16 protein-coding genes and 1 pseudogene are annotated in these 20380 nt (G+C 71.5%); 3 read left to right on the top strand and 14 right to left on the bottom strand.

The window, feature by feature from the left end; genetic code table 11:
- Position 1: 1 nt before the first annotated feature.
- The 6 genes from RB614_RS25960 to pyrR form a co-directional block, all read right to left on the bottom strand.
- Complete coding sequence (locus tag RB614_RS25960; protein WP_308715244.1) at positions 2-1015, bottom strand: quinone-dependent dihydroorotate dehydrogenase; 1014 nt, start codon at positions 1013-1015, stop codon at positions 2-4.
- A complete protein-coding gene (gene carB / locus RB614_RS25955; RefSeq protein ID WP_308715243.1) occupies positions 1015-4395 on the bottom strand; it encodes a carbamoyl-phosphate synthase large subunit in 3381 nt (1126 codons plus the stop codon). The genes RB614_RS25960 and carB overlap by 1 nt, the downstream gene beginning before the upstream one ends.
- Positions 4388-5497: a glutamine-hydrolyzing carbamoyl-phosphate synthase small subunit gene (carA, locus tag RB614_RS25950; protein WP_308715242.1), complete on the bottom strand. Its 1110-nt coding sequence runs from the start codon at positions 5495-5497 to the stop codon at positions 4388-4390. Before carA ends, carB begins: the two co-directional genes overlap by 8 nt.
- Entirely contained in the window at positions 5494-6759 is a 1266-nt protein-coding gene (locus tag RB614_RS25945) for a dihydroorotase (protein ID WP_308715241.1), read from the bottom strand. Before RB614_RS25945 ends, carA begins: the two co-directional genes overlap by 4 nt.
- Positions 6756-7658, bottom strand: a complete 903-nt coding sequence (locus RB614_RS25940; protein WP_308715240.1) for an aspartate carbamoyltransferase catalytic subunit — start codon at positions 7656-7658, stop codon at positions 6756-6758. The genes RB614_RS25945 and RB614_RS25940 overlap by 4 nt, the downstream gene beginning before the upstream one ends.
- 134 nt (positions 7659-7792) lie before the next feature.
- Positions 7793-8353: a bifunctional pyr operon transcriptional regulator/uracil phosphoribosyltransferase PyrR gene (pyrR, locus tag RB614_RS25935; protein ID WP_308715239.1), complete on the bottom strand. Its 561-nt coding sequence runs from the start codon at positions 8351-8353 to the stop codon at positions 7793-7795.
- Positions 8354-8648: 295 nt separating this feature from the next.
- Between pyrR and bldD the strand changes: the two genes are divergently transcribed.
- A complete protein-coding gene (bldD, locus tag RB614_RS25930; protein ID WP_173053573.1) occupies positions 8649-9137 on the top strand; it encodes a transcriptional regulator BldD in 489 nt (162 codons plus the stop codon).
- A gap of 1245 nt (positions 9138-10382) precedes the next feature.
- On the opposite strand, the gene RB614_RS25925 is transcribed toward bldD, so the two are convergent.
- The 4 genes from RB614_RS25925 to efp form a co-directional block, all read right to left on the bottom strand.
- On the bottom strand, positions 10383-11195 hold the full coding sequence (locus tag RB614_RS25925; protein WP_308715238.1) for a hypothetical protein: 813 nt from the start codon (positions 11193-11195) through the stop codon (positions 10383-10385).
- 3 nt (positions 11196-11198) lie between these two features.
- The gene (locus RB614_RS25920) at positions 11199-11519 is read right to left on the bottom strand and encodes a hypothetical protein (RefSeq protein WP_308715237.1); all 321 of its coding nucleotides are present in this window, start codon (positions 11517-11519) and stop codon (positions 11199-11201) included.
- A gap of 155 nt (positions 11520-11674) precedes the next feature.
- Complete coding sequence (gene nusB / locus RB614_RS25915; protein ID WP_308715281.1) at positions 11675-12085, bottom strand: transcription antitermination factor NusB; 411 nt, start codon at positions 12083-12085, stop codon at positions 11675-11677.
- 99 nt (positions 12086-12184) lie between these two features.
- The gene (gene efp / locus RB614_RS25910) at positions 12185-12742 is read right to left on the bottom strand and encodes an elongation factor P (protein ID WP_308715236.1); all 558 of its coding nucleotides are present in this window, start codon (positions 12740-12742) and stop codon (positions 12185-12187) included.
- A gap of 158 nt (positions 12743-12900) precedes the next feature.
- Between efp and mptB the strand changes: the two genes are divergently transcribed.
- Together mptB and RB614_RS25900 are read left to right on the top strand one after the other, a co-directional pair.
- Complete coding sequence (gene mptB, locus RB614_RS25905; protein WP_308715235.1) at positions 12901-14280, top strand: polyprenol phosphomannose-dependent alpha 1,6 mannosyltransferase MptB; 1380 nt, start codon at positions 12901-12903, stop codon at positions 14278-14280.
- Between the two features lie 26 nt (positions 14281-14306).
- A pseudogene (locus RB614_RS25900) lies at positions 14307-15437 on the top strand (glycosyltransferase 87 family protein); the annotation flags it as partial.
- Here RB614_RS25900 and aroQ read toward each other — a convergent pair.
- From aroQ to RB614_RS25880, 4 genes are all read right to left on the bottom strand, one after another.
- Positions 15393-15830 carry a type II 3-dehydroquinate dehydratase gene (gene aroQ, locus RB614_RS25895; RefSeq protein WP_308715234.1) on the bottom strand — a complete coding sequence of 146 codons (438 nt, stop codon included), beginning with the start codon at positions 15828-15830 and terminating at the stop codon, positions 15393-15395. The pseudogene RB614_RS25900 and the gene aroQ sit on opposite strands and share 45 nt — an antisense overlap.
- A 49-nt stretch (positions 15831-15879) precedes the next feature.
- Positions 15880-16941, bottom strand: a complete 1062-nt coding sequence (gene aroB, locus RB614_RS25890; protein WP_308715233.1) for a 3-dehydroquinate synthase — start codon at positions 16939-16941, stop codon at positions 15880-15882.
- 319 nt (positions 16942-17260) lie between these two features.
- A complete protein-coding gene (locus RB614_RS25885) occupies positions 17261-17491 on the bottom strand; it encodes a hypothetical protein (protein WP_308715232.1) in 231 nt (76 codons plus the stop codon).
- A 779-nt stretch (positions 17492-18270) separates the two neighbouring features.
- On the bottom strand, positions 18271-20265 hold the full coding sequence (locus RB614_RS25880) for a hypothetical protein (protein WP_308715231.1): 1995 nt from the start codon (positions 20263-20265) through the stop codon (positions 18271-18273).
- Positions 20266-20380: the final 115 nt, after the last annotated feature.

Genomic DNA, 20380 nt, shown 5'->3' with positions numbered 1-20380 from the left:
CCTAAGGCACTGCGGCGACTGCCCTGCTGGCCCGGGCGACCGACCGCACCAGGGCCGGACCCCGGTAGACGAACCCGGTGTAGAGCTGCACCAGGCTGGCGCCCGCGTCGAAGAGGCGGCTGGCGTCGTCCGGGTCGAGGATGCCGCCGACCCCGATCACCGGGAGCGCCCCCGCGGTCTCGCGGCATACGAATTCGACCACCGCGCGGGACTTGCCGGTCAGCGGCCGCCCGGACAGCCCGCCGGCCTCACCGGCCAGCGCCGAGTCGGCGGCCGCCACGCCGTCGCGGGAGAGCGTCGTGTTGGTGGCGATCACGCCGGCCGCGCCCCGGTCGGTACAGACCTGGAGCAGCTCGGCGATCGCCGGCTCGGTCAGGTCGGGGGCGATCTTCACGAGTACCGGCGGGCCGCCGACCAGCGCCTCCAGCAGGGCGTCCAGGTGCCCGCGGTCCTGCAGCGACCGCAGGCCCGGGGTGTTGGGCGAGGAGACGTTGACGGCCACGTAGGAGGCGTGGTCGCGGAGCAGGTCGTACGAGGCGTGGTAGTCGGCCACCGCCTCCCCCAGCGGGGTGGCCTTGGACTTGCCGAGCGAGACGCCCAGCGGCACCGGCAGCGGGCCGATCTCGGCGAGGCGGGACGCCAGCGTGGCCGCCCCGTCGTTGTTGAAGCCCATCCGGTTGATCACGGCCTCGCTCTGGCGGAGCCGGAAGAGGCGGGGGCGCGGGTTGCCCGGCTGTGCGTACGCGGTGACCGTCCCGACCTCGACGAAGCCGAAGCCGAGCGCGGGCCACGCGGGCAGCGCGAGTCCGTTTTTGTCCATGCCCGCGGCGAGCCCCACCGGGTTGGGGAAGTCCACGCCGAAGACCCGCACCGGCGCGGCGACCGCGTACCGGCGGCGGAGCAGCGCCAGCACCCCCGGTGGGAGGCGGGACAGGCGGCGCAGCGTCCACTCGTGCGCCGCCTCCGCGTCTCCGCCCCCGATCCGAAACATGGCGGCCCGGGCCAGGGCGTACATCAGGAGCCGGCCCGCAGCGCGGTGTGCAGCTCCTGCAGCGGGCGTACCGACATGTCGCCCCGGATCAGCGCCTCGATGCCCATCACGGCCGCGGTGACCCCGGGCACGGTGGTGATGCACGGGATGTCCGCGGTGACGGCGGCGCTGCGGATCTCGTACCCGTCGGATCTGGCACTGGCTCCTGATCCTTGGGGTGTGTTGATGACCAGCGCGACCTCGCCGGCGGCGATGAGCGAGACGGCGTCCGCGCCCCCCGGCTGGTCGCCGAGTCGCGCGCGCCGGCCAGCCTCAAGATCGGAAGGGGAGACCTCGAAGTGCTTGGGCACGACCGAGACCGCGATCCCGTACCGGCGCAGCACCTCGCCGGTGCCGGCGGTCGCCACGATCTCGAAGCCGAGGTCGGCGAGGCGCTTGACCGGAAAGACCATCGCCCGCTTGTCCCGGTTGGCGACGGTGACCAGGATCCGCCCGGCGGTCGGCAGCGACCCGTACGCGCCGGCCTGCGACTTCGCGAACGCCTGCCCGAAGCCGACGTCGATCCCCATCACCTCGCCGGTCGACTTCATCTCCGGGCCGAGCAGGTTGTCGACGCCCTTGCCGGAGGGCGTGCGGAACCGCTTGAACGGCAGCACCGCCTCCTTCACCGCGATCGGCGCCCCGTCCGGCGGCGTGCCGCCGTCACCCTCCGCGGGGAGCAGACCTTCGGCGCGCAGGTCGGAAAGCGTGGCGCCGAGCATGATGCGGCTCGCCGCCTTCGCCAGGGGTACCGCCGTGGCCTTGGAGACGAACGGCACGGTCCGCGACGCGCGCGGGTTGGCCTCCAGGACGTAGAGGGCGTCGTCCTTGAGCGCGTACTGCACGTTGAGCAGCCCGCGCACGCCGACGCCCCGGGCGATCTCCTCGGTGTACCGGCGCACCTGGGCCAGGTGCGAGCCGGCGAGCGTGATCGGCGGCAGCGCGCAGGAGGAGTCGCCGGAGTGGATGCCAGCCTCCTCGATGTGCTCCATCACCCCACCGATATAGACCTCATACGTGCCGGTGGCGGCGTCATAGGAGCAGAGCGCGTCGACGTCGATCTCGATCGCGTCGTCGAGGAAGCGGTCGACCAGCACCGGGTGGTCCGGGGAGATCTCCGTGGCCCGGCCGATGTAGTCGCGGAGCGTCGCCTCGTCGTACACGATCTCCATGCCGCGCCCGCCGAGCACGTAGGAGGGGCGGACCAGCACCGGGTACCCGATGTCGTCGGCGATCGCGCGGGCCTCCTCGAACGACGTGGCCGTGCCGTGCGCCGGCGCCCGCAGCCCGGCCTTGGCCAGCACCGCGCCGAACGCGCCGCGGTCCTCCGCGAGGTGGATGCTCTCCGGGCTGGTGCCGACGATCGGTACCCCGGCGGCCTTGAGCCGCTGGGCGAGGCCGAGCGGGGTCTGGCCGCCGAGCTGGACGACCACGCCGACCACGCCGGGGCCGCCGGCGGCGGTGCCGGACGAGTGCTCAGCGTGCCACACCTCCAGCACGTCCTCGAACGTGAGCGGCTCGAAGTACAGCCGGTCGGCGGTGTCGTAGTCGGTGGAGACGGTCTCCGGGTTGCAGTTGACCATCACGGTCTCGTAGCCCGCCTCGCGGAGCGCCATCACGGCGTGCACGCAGGAGTAGTCGAACTCGATGCCCTGCCCGATCCTGTTCGGCCCGGAGCCGAGGATCAGCACCTTGGGCCGGTCGGAGGGGGCGACCTCGGTCTCCTCGTCGTACGAGGAGTAGTGGTACGGCGTCTTCGCCGCGAACTCGGCCGCGCAGGTGTCCACCGTCTTGTACACCGGGCGCAGGCCGAGCCGGTGGCGCAGCGTGCGGATGCCGTCCTCGCCGGCGAACTCCGGGCGCAGCGCGGCGAGCTGCCGGTCGGAGAGGCCGGCCCGCTTGGCCCGGCGCAGCAGGGCCTCGTCGAGCACCGGCGCCGCCACGACCTCGGCGCGCAGCTCGACCAGCGAGGCGATCTGGTCCAGAAACCAGGGGTCCATCCCGCCGGTCGCCTCGGCCACCCGCTCCACCGTCGCGCCGAGCCGCAGCGCCCGCTCGACCGTGTAGAGCCGGCCGTCGTGCGGGGTCCGGAGCGCGTCCAGCGCCTGGTCCAGCGCCTGGTCCGGGTCGGGGACCGTCCAGAAGCCCGCCGCCTTGGACTCCAGCGAGCGCATCGCCTTGTTGAGCGCCTCGGTGAAGTTGCGCCCCAGCGACATCGCCTCACCGACCGACTTCATCGTGGTGGTGAGCTCGGGGTCGGCGCCGGGAAACTTCTCGAACGCGAACCGGGGGATCTTCACCACCACGTAGTCGAGGGACGGCTCGAACGCGGCCGGCGTCTCCTGGGTGACGTCGTTCGGGATCTCGTCCAGCGTGTACCCGATGGCCAGCTTCGCGGCGATCTTCGCGATCGGAAATCCGGTGGCCTTGGAGGCGAGCGCGGAGGAGCGGGAGACCCGCGGGTTCATCTCGATGACCACGATCCGCCCGGTGCCGGGGTGGACCGCGAACTGGATGTTGCAGCCACCGGTGTCCACCCCGACCTCGCGGAGCACCGCGATGCCGAGGTCGCGCATCCGCTGGTACTCCCGGTCGGTGAGCGTCATGGCCGGCGCGACGGTGACGCTGTCGCCGGTGTGCACGCCCATCGGGTCGACGTTTTCGATCGAGCAGACCACGACCACGTTGTCCTTGCGGTCGCGCATCAGCTCCAGCTCGTACTCCTTCCAGCCGAGCACGCTCTCCTCGATCAGCACCTCGTGCACCGGGGAGGCGGCGAGGCCGGCGCCGGCGATCCGGTCCAGGTCGTCGCCGGTGTGCGCCATGCCGGAGCCAAGCCCGCCCATCGTGAACGACGGCCGGATCACCACCGGCAGGCCCAACTCGCCGACGGTCTCACGGACCTCGTCCATCGACTTGCACACCCGGCTGCGCGGGGTCTCCCCGCCGGCCCGGGCGACGATCTCCTTGAAGAGCTGGCGGTCCTCGCCGCGCCGGATCGCGTCGATGCGGGCGCCGATCAGCTCCACGCCGTACTTGTCGAGCACGCCCGACTCGTGCAGCGCGACCGCGGTGTTGAGCGCGGTCTGGCCGCCGAGCGTGGGCAGCAGCGCGTCCGGCTTCTCCCGGGCGATGACCAGCTCGACGAACTCCGGGGTGATCGGCTCGACGTACGTGGCGTCGGCGAACTCCGGGTCGGTCATGATGGTCGCCGGGTTGGAGTTGACCAGGCTGACCCGCAGCCCCTCGGCGCGCAGCACCCGGCAGGCCTGGGTGCCGGAGTAGTCGAACTCGCACGCCTGCCCGATCACGATCGGCCCGGAGCCGATCACGAGCACGTGCTTCAGGTCGGTCCGCTTAGGCATTCTCGGTCAACTCCACGAACCTATCGAACAGGTAGTCCGCGTCGTGGGTGCCCGCCGCGGCCTCGGGGTGGTACTGCACGGTGAACGCGGGCACGTCCAGCGCCCGCAGCCCCTCGACCACGTCGTCGTTGAGGCAGACGTGGGAGACCTCGACCCGGCCGAACTCGGTGTCCACTGTGGCCTCCCGGGGAGCGTCGACGGCGAAGCCGTGGTTGTGCGAGGTGACCTCGACCTTGCCGGTGGTGCGGTCGAGCACCGGCTGGTTGATGCCGCGGTGGCCGTACCGCAGCTTGTAGGTGCCGAAGCCGAGCGCCCGCCCCAGGATCTGGCTGCCGAAGCAGATGCCGAACAGCGGCACCCGCCGCCGCATCACCTCGCGGGCCAGCCCCACCGCATGGTCGGCGGTCGCCGGGTCGCCCGGGCCGGGCGAGAAGAAGACCGCGTCCGCGCCGAGCCCGAGCAGGTCGTCCACCGTGGACGCCGCCGGCAGCACGTGGGTGGTGACGCCGCGGGCGGCCAGCCGCCGCGGCACGTTGCGCTTGATGCCCAGATCCAGCGCGGCCACCGTGTACCGGTGCGCGCCGTCGGCTTTCACCGTGTACGCCTCCGGGGTGGTCACCTCGGCGGAGAGGTCGGCGCCGACCATCTCGGGTGCGGCGAGCACCCGCTCGCGCAGCGCGACCGGGTCGGTCTCCACAGTGGAGACACCGACCCGCATGGCGCCCCGCTCGCGCAGGTGCCGGGTGAGCGCGCGGGTGTCCACACCGGAGATACCGACGATCCCCTCGGCGGCGAGCCGCTCCTCCAGCCCGCCGGTGGCGCGCCAGTTGGAGCCGATCCGGGCCGGGTCGCGCACCACGTACCCGGCGACCCAGATCCGCCCCGACTCGTCGTCCTCGCCGTTGACGCCGGTGTTGCCGATGTGCGGGGCGGTCTGCACGACGACCTGGCGGTGGTACGACGGGTCGGTCAGCGTCTCCTGGTAGCCGGTCATGCCGGTGGTGAAGACCGCCTCGCCGAAGGTCTCCCCCTCCGCGCCGTACGCCTCGCCGTGAAACGCGCGCCCGTCTTCGAGTACCAGGATGGCGGGCTTGCGCATCACCTCACCGCCTTTCCGTCGAGCACCGTCGCCTCGCCGCGCAGGAACGTCGCGACGACCCGGGCGGGGAGCGTCATCCCCGCGTACGGCGTGTTGCGGCTGCGGCTCGCCGAGTCGGACGGGTCGACCACCCGGCGGGCGGCCGGATCGACGAGCGTGAGGTTGGCCGGTGCCCCGGTCTTGATGTCGTGGCCGTGCCCGTCGAGCCCGGCGATCCGGGCCGGCGTGCGGGACATCCGCTCGGCGATCAGGTCCCAGTCCGGACCGAGCACGTCGACGGCGATGGAGAGCGCGGTCTCCAGGCCGAGCATGCCCGGCCGGGCGTACGCCCACTCGCACTCCTTGTCCTCCACCGCGTGCGGGGCGTGGTCGGTGGCGACCACGTCGATCACGCCCTCGCGCAGCGCCTGACGGAGCGCCTCGACGTCCGCCTGGGTACGCAGCGGTGGGTTGACCTTGAAGACCGGGTCGTAGCTGGTCGCCCGCTCGTCGGTCAGGAGCAGGTGGTGCGGGGTCACCTCGGCGGTCACCCGCACGCCCCGGGCCTTGGCCTGGCGCAGCACCTCCACGCTTCCCGCGGTGGAGACGTGGCAGACGTGCAGGCGGCTGCCGACGTGCTCGGCGAGGAGCACGTCGCGGGCGATGATCGCCTCCTCGGCGACCGCCGGCCAGCCGGTGAGCCCGAGTCGGGTGGCGACCTCGCCCTCGTGCATCTGCGCGCCCTCGGTCAGCCGGGGCTCCTCGGCGTGCTGGGCGATCACGCCGTCGAACGCCTTCACGTACTCCAGTGCCCGCCGCATCAGCCGCGGGTCGGCGACGCAGTGCCCGTCGTCGGAGAAGATCCGCACCTGGGCGGCGGAGGTGGCCATCGCGCCGAGCTCGGCCAGCCGCTCGCCGGCCAGCCCGACGGTCACCGCGCCGACCGGCTGCACGTCGACCAGCCCGGCCTCGCGGCCGAGGCGGTAGACCTGCTCCACCACGCCGGCCGTGTCGGCGACCGGCGAGGTGTTGGCCATCGCGCAGACCGCCGTGTACCCGCCGAGGGCCGCCGCCCGCGAGCCGGTCTCCACCGTCTCGGCGTCCTCGCGGCCCGGTTCGCGCAGGTGGGTGTGGAGGTCGACCAGGCCGGGGAGCGCGACGAGCCCGTCCGCGTCGATGATCTGGGCGTCCTTGGCGCTGCCTTCGGCGATCACGCCGTCCTTGACGAGGATGTCGGCGCGCTCGCCGCTGGGGAGTTGGGCACCCTTGAGCAGGTATTGGGTCACGACTTGCCTCCGAGCAGCAGGTAGAGGACGGCCATCCGCACGGAGACCCCGTTGGCGACCTGTTCGACGATGGTGGACCGGGCCGAGTCGGCGACCTCCGGGGCGATCTCCATGCCCCGGTTCATCGGTCCGGGGTGCATGACGATCGCGTGGTCCGGCAGCCGGCGCATGCGCGGCCCGTCGAGCCCGTAGCGGCGGGCGTACTCGCGGGCGCTCGGGAAGTAGGACGCCGCCATCCGCTCCCGCTGGACCCGCAGCATCATCACCACGTCGGCGTCGGGCAGGACGGCGTCGAGGTCGTACGAGACCTCGGTCCGCAGGTCCGGCGGGATCAGTGTGGGCGGGCCGACGAGCGTCACCTTCGCGCCGAGCGTGGCCAGCAGGTGCACGTTCGAGCGGGCCACCCGGCTGTGCAGCACGTCCCCGACGATCGCGACGGAGAGGCCGGCGAGGCGGCCGAGGCGGGAGCGCATCGTGTACGCGTCGAGCAGCGCCTGGGTCGGGTGCTCGTGGGTGCCGTCGCCGGCGTTCACCACCGAGCCGGCCACCCAGGTGGAGAGGCGGTGCGGGGCGCCCGAGGCGGGGTGGCGGATCACCACCGCGTCGGCGCCCATCGCCTGGAGGGTGAGCGCGGTGTCCTTGAGGCTCTCCCCCTTGGAGACGCTCGACCCTTTGGCCGAGAAGTTGATGACATCGGCGGAGAGGCGCTTGGCGGCCGCCTCGAACGAGATCCGGGTGCGGGTCGAGTCCTCGTAGAAGAGGTTGACCACCGTACGGCCGCGCAGGGTCGGCAGCTTCTTGACCTCGCGGCCAGCGAGCGTGGCCATCTCGGCGGCCGTGTCGAGGACCAGCGTGGCGGTCGAGGCGTCCAGGTCCGTGGCGGAGAGCAGGTGCTTCATCGCTCTGCTTACCTTTCGTTCGCGACTGCGGGGCTCGGTCGCTGGCGCTCCCTCACTCCTCGCGCTCACAGGGGAGCTCACCTTTCGTTCGCGACTGCGGGGCTCGGTCGCTGCCGCTCCCTCACTCCTCGCGCTCACAGTGTCGAGCTCCCGTAGAGCTTGACCTCGTCGGCGCCGTCGGTCTCCTCGAGCGCGACCTTGACGCTCTCGCTGAGCGCCGTGGGGATGTTCTTGCCGACGTAGTCGGCGCGGATCGGCAGCTCGCGGTGGCCGCGGTCGACCAGCACCGCCAGCTGCACCGAGCGCGGGCGGCCGAGGTCGCCGAGCGCGTCGAGGGCGGCCCGCACGGTGCGGCCGGAGAAGAGGACGTCGTCGACGAGGATCACGCGGCGACCGTCCACACCGGCCGGTGGCACCTCGGTGGGGCCGACCGCGCGGGGCGCCTGGCTTCGAAGGTCGTCGCGGTAGAGCGTGATGTCCAACACACCCACGGGTACGTCGATGCCCTCGAAGGTGCGGATGCGGTCGGCGAGGCGGCGGGCGAGCGGCACGCCCCGCGTCGGGATGCCGAAGAGCACCGTGTCCGCCGCCCCCTGGGTCTTTTCCAGGATCTGGTGGGCGATGCGGTCGACGATCCGTTTGACGTCGTCGGCACTGAGGATGGACTTCGCGAGGGCAGCCTGCGGTAACGCCACTGGCGGTCACTCCTTCCCCGCCTCACGGGACGGGCCTTAAAGGGTGTCGATATCCAGCGCGACCCGTCGTGACGGGCCGGCCGGTGGCCGCACGCAACGTTACCAGTGGACCTTGCGAGCCCCGTGCAGCGACTCCTGACCTACGAATCAGTACCCATGCAAAACCGGACAAGAATGCCCTAATCTCGCGGTGATGCGTTTAGGGGCACTTGACGCTGTGTCCCAATCTGCGTACCGTCACGCTCCGTAGCGAATCGCTGGGGAGAACCCCGGGCAGAGCACTGGGAGTGTCGGAATGCCCTCTGAGTACGCCAAGTCCTTGGGCGCCCGCCTGCGCTCCATCCGCCAGCAGCAGGGCCTGTCCCTGCAGGGGGTGGAGGAGAAGTCGAACGGGCGCTGGAAGGCCGTCGTGGTCGGCTCGTACGAGCGCGGCGACCGCGCGGTCACCGTGTCCCGCCTCGCCGAGCTGGCGGACTTCTACCGGGTACCCGTCTCGGAGTTGCTGCCCGACGGCAGTGGCGTCCGGCACGAGCCCACCAACAAGATCGTGCTCGACCTCGAGCGGCTGTACGACGAGGTCTCCGACGAGCTCGCCTACGTCGCCCGGTACGCCCGCGCGATCCAGCAGCAGCGCGGCGACTACAACGGCCGCGTCCTCTCCATCCGCGCCGACGACCTGCGCGCGCTGGCGATCGTGTACGACATCTCGCCCTCCGGCCTCATCGAGCGCCTGACCGAGGCCGGGGTGCTGGTGGCCGACCCGCGGGCGTTCTTCGCCTCCTAGTCGACCCCTACGACGGACGGCGCGGCGCCTCCTCCCCGGCGCGCGCACGAGCCCGAAGGCACGTGGTTCCGAGGAACCGCGTGCCTTCTCCGCTTTCCCGCCACCTTCTCTCTCTTTCACCACGAGAGAACCTCACCCAGCGTCCCCACCCGCCCCGCGCACTCTCACCCGTCACGCATGTATGCGTCGTGCGCCGCCTCGCCGCGCCCACTCGCCCCGCCGCCCTCGCCGCGCGCCCGCCCCGGGTCCCCAACGCCGCTCCCCTGGCCCCTCGCCCTCGCACACGCCCGGCACCCCTCCTCGCTCCGCGGCCCGCCGCCCCCTCCCTCGCCGATCGCCCCGCACCGCACCGGTCACCCCTCACCGATCGCCCCCTCCCCTCGCCGATCGAGGACAACCGCCGCCTGGCTATCCCGAGCTGGCCGGCAGGCGGTGTTGTCCTCGATCGACGTCAGGGCCCTCCCGGGGTGCGCGCACACTCCGCGCCGTCGCCCCGAGTGGGCAAAGTCCCCGACATCGCCCACTGCCGGCATGGTGGAGTGGGCAATGTCCGGGACACTGCCCACCTACCCGGCAGACGCGGCCACCCCCGCCCGCAGGGAGGCAGCAGAAACCTGGTTTCTGCTGCTTCAGAAGCGGGTCGATACAGCAGAAACCAGGTTTCTGCGCGGATCTTGAGGGGTCGGGGCGGGCGCGTCCCGGTGTTTCTTCGGACGGGATTTGCCGCGCCAGCTGTGGACCGCATGCGTGGGGTCCCCGGGAAACGTGGAGCGCATTCATGGGGTGCCTTCCCGCGGGCACCGCTACGGCCGGCGGAACGCTTGGCGCTCGCCGAAATCCCCGGCCTCCGCTGCCGGGTCCGCGACACATGCCCACCCCAGGGAGCACAAACGGGGCAGCTCCAGAGCTTCCCGCACACACACATCGGCGCCGGCCGCGGCGAGGCGGCGAGATGTCGTGGACGCACAACCTCAGGCGGCCGGCGGCTCCCCGCGGGGGCCGGGGTGAGATCGCCGATCGCGCAGGGTGAGGCCGCAGGAACGCACCCCAAGAAAACGCTCCGCTGCGCTCCACGTTTCCCCGGGGGCCCCGCGCAACGGTCCGGACCACGACGGACGTCGCGGTAGCCCAAATTCTCTTGGGTCCGCTCGAGAGCCGAAGCCAGCCCTCTCGAAGCGCTTGGCGGCGCCACCCGGCGCCGCCGCGCGAGTCGCCGGGGGTCAAAACGGGGCGGGCGGCCTGAGGCTAGCGGTCCAGGGTCCAGTCGGAGGGCGAGCCGTCGGTCATCGAGGCGTCGTCGAAGCGGGTCGAGGCCGGTGCGGGCCACGCGCCGTCCGGGAAGGCCTCGTGGTCGGACAGGCGGTGGCGGATCGTGGTGATGGCGTCGCTGACCCACTCCACCAGGGCGGCCAGCGCGGCCGCGCCGCCCGCGACCGCGGCGCAGGCGGTCGCCACGCTCGTGGTGGCGAGGATCAGGGCGGCGGGGGTGCCCACGCCGGTGGCGGCGGCGACCGCGGCGCCGATGAGCTGGATCAGGGCGGAGCAGAGGGCGGCGGCGATGGCCGCCCAGAGGCCGCAGATGCCGATCGCCAGCCGGGCCAGCGCCGTGTCGAGGTCGCCGCCGATGGCGAGCAGGGCGCCGAGCGCGGTGCGCTGGCGGGCCGCGGCGTCCAGGTAGGCGTCGGCGGCGCGCCCCTCCCACTCGTACCCGGCGGCCAGGTGGTCGGGGTCGATCTTGCCGACCTGGGCGCTCAGCGGGCCGGCGAAGTCCTCCACCCAGCGGCGCCCGGTCTCCCACACGCGCACCGGGTTGCCGGCCGGGGCGATGAGGCGGCCGACCAGCGCCAGCAGGCGCCGCACCACCGCCACAAACTCTTCGAGCCGCCGCACCACCTGCCGGCCCAGGAACCCGGGCAGCTGGCGGGCCACCCGCAGCGCGCTGTCGACCAGGCGGTCGGCGGTGTCGGCCACCCGCCGCAGGAGGCGGTGCACGCGCTCCACCAAAGCGTCGAACCCGGCGACGTCGACCGGCAGCGGGAGGGGCAGTGGGACGGTCACCGGCTACCACACCCCGCGCAGTCGGTGGACGGCGGCGCGCTCGTCCCGCTCGTACCCGTCGGCGGCGGTAGCGAGCGCGTCGGCGACCTCGGCGAACCGGAGCACGCCCTGCCCCGCGAGCGTCTGCGCCCGCTGGCGGAGCGCGCCATAGGTCTCCGGGAGGCCGACCACGCCGCTGAGCGCGCACATGTCGTTGACCGACAGGTCGAGCTCGTCGACCACAGTGGACGCTCGGGCGAGGGCGCGGACCCACTCGCGCCACTCGTCGGCGTCGGAGCGGAGGGCCGCTATCGCGACCCGGATCTCCTCATCGGTAGGCGGCACGCGCCGACGCTACAAACCGCACGCCCGCACGGCAACCCCATCGACGCCGATCAAGGAAAGAGCCACGACCCCCCGAGCCCCCGAACAGAGAGCTTTCGGAGTCTGGGTGATGTGCTGTGATCGAAGCTCCGGGGCGGGCGGGGGTGCGGCGCGGGTCAGTGGGTCGTGAACTCCGCGATGCGGGCCAGCATGCCGTTGAGGAAGCGGGGTGAGTCGTCCGTCGACATCTGCCGGGCCAGCTCGACCGCCTCGGTGATGGCGACCGCGTCGTCGATCTCGTCGACGTACAGCAGCTCGTACACCGCGATGCGGGCCAGGTTGCGGTCGACCACGGGCATGCGGTCGAGCGTCCACCCCTCGGCGTAGCTGGCGATCAGCTCGTCGATCCGGTCGAGGTGGGCGGCGACTCCCTCGACCAGCCCGATCGCGTAGCCGAGGTGCTCGGGGCGGGGCTGCTCCAGCCGCTGGATGTACGCCCGGAGCACCTGGTCGACCGGCAGGTCGCGCAGGTCTGCTTCGAAGAGCACGTCGAGTGCGCGCTTGCGGGCCTTGCGGCGCGCCGGCATCTGCGACTTCGGCGCCTCAGCCACGGCGGGCACCGCCCACCGGACGAAGGCCACGACGGGCATCCGCCGCGACGCGAAGGCCAACGAGGGGTGAGCGCATCACGCCCGGCCGAGGTAACGGCCGTCGCGCGTGTCGACCTTGATCTTTTCCCCGGTGGTGATGAAGAGCGGCACCTGCACCGTCGCGCCGGTCTCCACGGTCGCCGGCTTGTTGCCGCCGGTGGAGCGGTCGCCCTGCAGGCCCGGCTCGGTGTACGTCACCTCGAGCACCACGCTGGTCGGCAGCTCGATGTAGAGCGGGACGCCCTCGTGGGTCGCCACCGTCGCCTCGGCCTCGGGCAGCAGGTAGTTGGCCGCCTCCCCGACGGTGCCGCCGGCCACGTGGATCTGGTCGTACGTGTCCAGGTCCATGAAGACGAAGTCTTCGCCATCCGCGTAGAGGTACTGCATCGTGCGCTTGTCGACGGTCGCGGTGTCGACCTTGGTGCCCGCGTTGAACGTCTTGTCGACCACCTTGCCGGAGAGCACGTTCTTCAGCGTGGTGCGCACGAACGCGCCGCCCTTGCCGGGCTTGACGTGCTGGAACTCCACGACGGACCACAGCTCGCCGTCGAGGTTGAGGACCAGTCCGTTCTTCAGGTCGTTCGTGGTGGCCATGTCCTGCCTTGATCTTCATTCGAGTGATTGACCCACCAAGTCTACTGGTACGCCGGACGAAGGACAGACCACGCCCTGACGGAGACCGGCCCTAACGCGTCACGAAGACGTCAACCGATGTCTTTCTTCAGGACACCATCCGCTGACACCCTGCACCCGTGTTGACCAACTGCCGCGCGCTGGGTCTGGGGGGCTCGGTTCTCCTCGCGGCGGGTGGCCTCGCGGCCGGCGCGCTGCCGGCGCAGGTCCCGTTCGGGCTGGCGATCCTGCGGCGCCATCCGGGGTGGGGCGTCGTCATCGCGTACGCGGGACTGGTCTTGCTGATCGCGGCCTGGTGGCGCCTCGGGCACCTGGTGCGCGACGGAGCCCGCGACGAGCCGACGCCCCGGCAGCTGATGACGACGCTCGCGATCTGGTCGGCGCCGCTGCTGCTGGCTCCGCCGCTGTTCAGCCGCGACGTCTACAGCTACCTCGCCCAGGGCACGATGGTCGGCGCCGGCCTCGACGTGTACGAGTACGGTCCGGCCTACTACGGCGGCCCGGTGGCGGCCGAGGTGCCGGCGATCTGGCAGCACACGCCCACCCCGTACGGGCCGTTCTTCCTGCTCGTCGCGACCGGGGTGGCCGCGGCCGCCGGGGCGCACCTGGCGGCCGGCGTGCTCGGCATGCGGCTGGTCGCGGTGCTCGGCGTGGTGCTGCTGACCGCCGCGCTGCCCGGCCTCGCCCGCCGCTGCGGCGTCGACCCGGCCGCCGCGCTGTGGCTGGGCGCGCTCAACCCCCTGGTCCTGGCCCACCTCATCGCCGGCGCGCACAACGACGCGATCATGGTGGGGCTCCTCGTCGCCGGCCTGGCCGCGGCGGCCGCCCGCCACCCGGCCGCCGGCGCCGTGCTGGTCGCCCTCGCCGCGCTGGTCAAGGCCCCGGCCGCGGTCGCGCTGGTCTTCGTGGCCGCGATCTGGTCGGAGCAGGCCACCGGGCGGTGGCGCCGGGTCCGCACGATGCTCTACGCGGCCGCCGTCGCGACGGCCACCACCGTCGTGGTCACCGCTGTCGCCGGCACCGGGTACGGGTGGGTCCGTGCCCTCGACACCCCGGTCTCCACGGGAAACTGGTCGCCGATGAGCGTGCTCGGCCGCCTGACCGGCGCGATCCTGGGCACCGCGCACGCGGTACCCATGTGGCGCTGGATCGGCCTCGCCGCGGCCGTGGTCGTCAGCGCGGTCCTCTGGCTGCGCCGCACCGACCTCGGCCCGGTGTACGCGTTGGGGCTCGGCCTCGGCGCGATCGTCCTCTTCGGACCGGCGATGCGCCCCTGGTACCTGCTCTGGGGCCTGGTCCCCCTCGCCGCCGCGGCCCCGGACGGGCGGGTGCGGCGGGTGGCCGCGGTGGCCTGCGCGGCGCTGGCGGTGGTGGTGCTGCCGAACGGGTTCGCGTTCGGGGCGGAGCAGGTGGTGCAGGCGGTCGCCGGGTGCGTGCTCGCGGCCGGCCTCGCCGCCGCGCTCCTCGCCCGCGGGCAGGCGCCGGTGGTCGCCCGGTGAAAGAAGCACCCCACAAAAACGCTCCGCTGCGCTCCGCGTTTCCGCGGGGGCCCCGCGACCTCGACCGCCGGTGGTACGTGATCGCCGGGCTGGCCGTCGCCACGGCGCTCTTCCTCGCGTACGTGCCCGCGCACCGCGGCTTCTTCGACGTCAACGTCTACCACGGCGCCGTGCACTACTGGCTGCGCGACGGCGGCCAGCTCTACGACTACCTGCGCCCGCCGACGAACTACGGCTTCACCTACCCGCCGTTCGCCGCGCTGGTGCTCAGCCCGCTCGCGCTGCTTCCCTGGCACCCGGCGATCGCGCTCAGCCTCGTGGTCAACACGGCCGCCGGCGCCGCGCTGCTCGGCATCCTGGTCGACCCGATCGCCCGGCGGCAGGGGTGGCACCGGGGGCTCACGTTCGGGCTGGCGGCGTGCGCGGTGGCGGTCTTCGAGCCGGTCCGCGACACGTTCAGCTTCGGGCAGGTCAACCTCGTGCTGCTCGCGCTCGTCGTGGCCGACACCCGGCTGCTGCGCCAGACCCGCTGGTCCGGGGTGGGCATCGGGCTGGCCACCGCGATCAAGCTGACGCCCGGCATCTTCATCCTGTACCTGCTGGTCTCCGGACAGCGCCGCGCCGCCGCCGTGGCCGGTGCCACCGCGGGCGCGGCGACGCTGGTGGCGCTCGCGATCGCGCCGGACGCGTCGCGCACGTTCTGGACCGAGGCGCTGTGGGACACCGACCGGATCGGCAACCTCGCGTACGTCTCCAACCAGTCGCTGCAGGGCGTCGTGGCCCGCCTCGACCCGACCGAGCCGAGCAAGCTGGGCTGGCTGCTGCTGGTGGCGGCCGCGATGGCCGTGTGGGTGTACCGGGTGCGCCGCGTCGACCCGCTCACCGGCGCCGCGCTGACCGGCGTGGTGGGCTGCCTGGTCAGCCCGATCACCTGGGTGCACCACCTGGTGTGGGTGCTGCCCGCGCTGGTCCTGCTCGCCGACTCGCGGCACCGGCGCTGGGCGGCCGCCGCGTACGTGCTGCTCTGCAGCAGCGTGGTGTGGCTGTGGTGGGACGGGCTGGCGCCGGGCGCGTTCCTGGGCGCGAACGCGTACGTGTGGATCTGCGTGGCGCTACTGCTCGGCCTGCCGGCGCGCCAGATGGTGGAGGGCGAGCCGGTACCCGTCGACGCCGAGACCGCAGATCACCCCGGTCGCCACCGCGGATACGACGGAGTGGTGGCGAAACTCCTCGCGCGCGTGGATGTTCGAGATGTGGACCTCGACGAGCGGCGCGCGCAGGAGGGCGCAGGCGTCCCGCACCGCGTACGAATAATGTGACCAGGCCCCGGGGTTGAGCACCACGGCCGCCTGCTCGTCGGCGGCCGCGTGGAGCCAGGCCAGCATCTCGTGCTCGGCGTCGGTCTGCCGCACCTCGACGTCGAGGCCGAGCTCCTTGCCGGCGCCCTCGCAGAGCTCGACCAGCCCCGCGTACGACGTCAGCCCGTACACGTCGACCTGGCGGGTGCCGAGCCGGCCGAGGTTGGGTCCATTGAGGACGTACACCTTCACGCCTCGACCTCCTTGTCCGCGGGCGGGTTCGCCACCCGGCTCCGCGCACTCACGCCGCCACCTCGTCGTACGCGGCGCGCAACAGCTCGTCGCTCGGGCCGTCCAGGATGGACGGTCGGGCGAGCCCGTCGAGCACCACGAAGCGCAGCCGCGAGCCGCGCGCCTTCTTGTCGACCCGCATGGTGGCGAGCAGGTCCGGCCAGGCCGCCTCGGCGTAGGCGGTGGGCAGCCCCAGCGCGGCGAGCACGTCGCGGTGCCGCTTGGCGGTCGCGCCGTCGAGCCGGCCGGCGAGCCGCCCGAGCGCCGCCGCGTAGACCAGGCCGACCGAGACGGCGTGGCCGTGCCGCCAGGTGTACCCCTCCACCTTTTCGATCGCGTGGGCCAGTGTGTGCCCGTAGTTGAGCACCTCGCGTACCCCGCCCTCGCGCAGGTCGGCACCGACGACGTCGGCCTTGACCTGGACGGCCCGCTCGACCAGCTCGCGCAGGCTCCCCTCGTCGGCGCCCTTGGCCTCGATGAGGTCGAGGATCGCCGGGTCGGCGATGAACCCGCACTTGACCACCTCGGCCAGCCCGGCCACCAGGTCGACCGGGGGCAGCGTGTCGAGCAGGGCGAGGTCGCAGAGCACGCCGGCCGGCGGGTGGAAGGCGCCGACCAGGTTCTTGCCCGCGGCGGTGTTGACGCCGGTCTTGCCGCCGACGGCCGCGTCGACCATGCCGAGCAGGCTGGTCGGCACCGGCACCCAGCGCACGCCGCGCAGCCAGCACGCCGCCACGAAGCCGGCCAGGTCGGTCACCGCCCCGCCGCCGACACCGACGACCGCGTCGGTACGCGTGAAGCCGGCCGCCCCCAGCTGGTCCCAGCAGTGCGCGGCGACGTCGATGCTCTTGCCCGCCTCCGCGTCCGGCACGTCGATCGCGAGCGGCTCGATCCCCGAGCCCGCGATGGCCGCGGCGATCGTGTCGGCGTGCGACCGGAGCGGCGGCGCGTAGAGGACCGCGGCCCGCGCGGCCCCGTCGAGCAGGCGCGACAGCTGTCCCAGGAGGTCTCGCCCCACGAGCACGTCGTAGGGTCGCTCACCCCCGACAGCGATTCTGGTCACGTCGTCCATCGCCGAGCAGCCTAGCCCCGCCCCGGCCGTACCGTCGCACCCCCACGCCGCCCACCCGGCCGAACCGCCAGGGCACCCGGCCGGGCTACGGCACGAGGGAGAGGGTCGAGACGTGACTCGGCCGCACGACGCCGAAATGCCGCCGGTCGAGCGTCGCCACGCGGTCGGCCCCGAGCCGCTCGGCGAGGGCGACCATGCTGGCGTCCGTGCCGCCCAGCGGGAGATCGGCGTACTGCCGGACCAGCTCGCGGACGCGGACCCAGTCGCCATGCGATCGGTCGCGGCGACGATGACGCCGGTGTCGACGAGAAGCACTCCGCTAGTCCTGGCCGAAGCCGTCTTCCAGCAGCTCGTCCATCTTGGGGGTGATCCCCGACGTGGAGGCACCTGCGCCCACGAAGGCCAGGCGGCGGTGGCGGGCCGGCCGGTCGGCGGCGGGCAGCTGGGCGGCGAGGGCCGCGATGACATCAGCCAGCTCCGTGCCACGCCGCGCGGCCTCCGCGGTCAGCCGCCGGACCACGTCGTCGGGAAGATCAAGCGTGACGCTCATGCGTTCGATTCTACGGTCGCCGGCGCCGTCCCGACGCCCCGCCGGCGAGTGGCGGTGGCACCCGGGCGAAAGCTAGCGCCGGAAGCGCCAGCGGGTCGCGCCGTGCGGTGCCGGGCAGCTGGACGGAGATCGTGCAGCGCGGGTTGACCGTCGTAGGGACGCTCATCCCGAACGCAACGCTGGTCGTCCGAGGCCGAGCAGCTAGCCCTCGACCCGTCGGGGTGCCTCATGGTCATCACCCGGCCCGCCATATGGCCCATTCGGGTGCATTCCCGAGGCAAGGTGGGGATGGAGCTTGCGCACGCGGTCCCGCAGGTCTGCAAGGCACACCAGGTCAAGAAGCTTCGCCAGCACCGCAAGCACGGTGTCTGTGCCTCGTTCTTGACTGTCGAGCCATCGGCCGAAGTCCGCCAACAGATGAAGGGTTCCGTCGATGTCAACTGGCGTCCTCGTGGTTGGCGCCTGAGCCGCGCGTTCCTCATGCGCTGAAGCTCTGCGCAATTGCGGACCTGCACTTCTCGGCGTCGCGCCAAGTGATGATCAGCAAGTCTTCGACTCTCGGCATCCACGGAGAAATCGACCCGACCCGCGACCGCGAGTCTTCCCGTCGAGTGGTCTGTGGTTTGGGTGGTTACCTCGACCACGGAGCGGTCGATGACACCTTCTAAATTTCGCCATCTAGCAAAACTTCGTCTGGAAGGCGACCCCTGCAAGATCCGACTGCAGGGCGTCACGAAACCTGATCTTCCGCCAGCCTCCGGCGCGGCCGGTCCACCTCATCACCTTCCGGCGCTCTCGTCCTGCAGCGGGTCCACATCCGGACCGCTGGCGTCGACGCGCAAAAGCCAAAGGCCTAGCTTTTCCCGGGTCTTCGACTGGCGTACCGGCGCGAAGAGGAAGGTCGCGACCTCGATCGCGTCGTTACTGACCTTCAGAAAGGCCGGCCCGAGGATAGCCACGACAAGGTCCGGACTCGCCAACTCGTCGTCTGCCCGCCGCAGCCACACCTCCGCGAGGTCGAACGCCGAGGCACGCGTTTCACTGCTGCCAAGCAGCACCGACCAGGCGGACGCCAGCGCTTTCCTTAACATGGGAAACTCCGCCGCGTCCAACAGATGGTCCCTACCCGATCCGCGTTCCCCGGTCGGGCCGGTGAGCGCTGACAGACCCAGCATTCCTGCGGCTCGGGTCTCTTCCTCGAACGACCACGCCAAGATGCGGTCGAGCACGAGCCGGCGCTTTCCATCGTGCTCAGCGACACCACGGATCGCGCGCACAACCGCCTGGTCGACCTCGACTCCCCTCCTGCTCTGGGCAATCAGTTGGAGCCGATTGAGCGCTACGTCAGTCGAATATCGGCCGAGCCGACCAGCACACACCTCAGCCACACCAATCAGGACGCCGTCTTCTGCCCGCCGAGACAACGCCCACTCGCGCAAACGCCGGCGCACGACGGAACCGATGTCTCGGCTCACTGCAAGCCGCTCCAAGACGTCGACAGCCAGGCGGTGCTTGGTAACATCGGCAGACGCGGCTAGCCATGACTGCATGATGTCCAGCACGGCCAAGGCCCGCTGCTGTTCGGCGAGCCGCGCCAGCACCTCTGCCACTCGCGGAAGAGTTGAGCTCGGCTGACTTCTGTCGGCCGCGATCTCCGCAAGCCATTCAAGGAGATACCCATGTAGCTGAGGCCTCTCCTGCCATATACGGCCAAGGATCGCGTCATCCACACCGGGCTTGACCTTGATGATCGAAACCGTGCCTGCCTTCTTATCCGCCCTGTCCTCCTCGATGTCCTCCAGCATGCCGGAGAGCTCCGGTCCGACGAGGAACTCGTCAGGCGGAACCTTAATCCCGATCTTGGTTAGAAACGCGTCAGAAGACGCCAGAACCGCCTCGGCGGGCGAGCCGTCGAGAACAGCTGCGGCAACCAGTACAGCCCGGCGCCGCGCCACGGTATGGCGGTCAGAACGATCCGCGCCGACACCACCCAGCCTCTTGTCCAGATAGTCCTTCCAGTGATACAGCTGCCGCCGCAGATCCTTCACCATTTCCGAAGTGTGCTCGTCGAACTCGCTGAGCCGTGCGGCGAGAGCAACGGCGTCGCGCGGAGAAGTGCGGCATCGCCTCAGTTCCCCCATGAACTCCGACAAGGGCGGAACACCAAGCCATGTCAGGCGCTCGCCGCCGGCATCGTGCGCCTTCAAGTGGGCTCTTACGACCTCAACCGGGTCAGGCATCTGTAGGTCGACCGTGAACCTTTTCGTCTCTTGCGCGCACCGCGTCCACAGTGCCGGCGTGACCGTGACTATCAGGCAGCCACCTGTTTCATACATCGGTCTGACCAAATCGGCCAACTGCCTGCCGAAGCCTTCCGGAATGACGTCAGTTTCAAACGTCAGGTCTAGGAGACATGGTCGATCGATATGAGGGAGCAGGTCCGTTCGCGGCGAAGGCCAGTCGGTCAAGAATTCTCGGATACCGCCGCTCGCCACCTCGTCCAAAAGACGCAGAGCGGTCGATCGCCGCCCCACGTCCTCTTTGCCCCGAATTATCACTAACGAGTAGCGCTGCAGGACCGCACGCACCTGCGTAAAGCCATCCGGCTCCGCGAAACTCAGCCGGACGCGATCGATCTCCTCCTGATCGATCTCCCGTGACGAGACCAACCAAGTGCCGACGTTGTCGTCCCGGCCAACGCGTATGACCGACGATCCCTCCGCAGTGGCAGCTGCCACTTGACGAATGGACGGCTCCGGCTGGACTGGATCCATGACTTCCTCCAAGCGTCGAGAGTCATCGAGCGGGTCAGACCCTCAGCGACGCGGGCTGTTGACATCTCGGACCACTTGTGAGACTCGGACCTCGCCACTCGGACTCAAGATCCTG

This window comes from Phytohabitans maris (assembly GCF_031085175.1).
GTDB classification, from domain to species: Bacteria; Actinomycetota; Actinomycetes; order Mycobacteriales; family Micromonosporaceae; genus Phytohabitans; species Phytohabitans maris.
The sequence above is the reverse complement of the archived record's forward strand: the minus strand, read 5'-3'. Positions and strand labels throughout refer to the sequence as shown.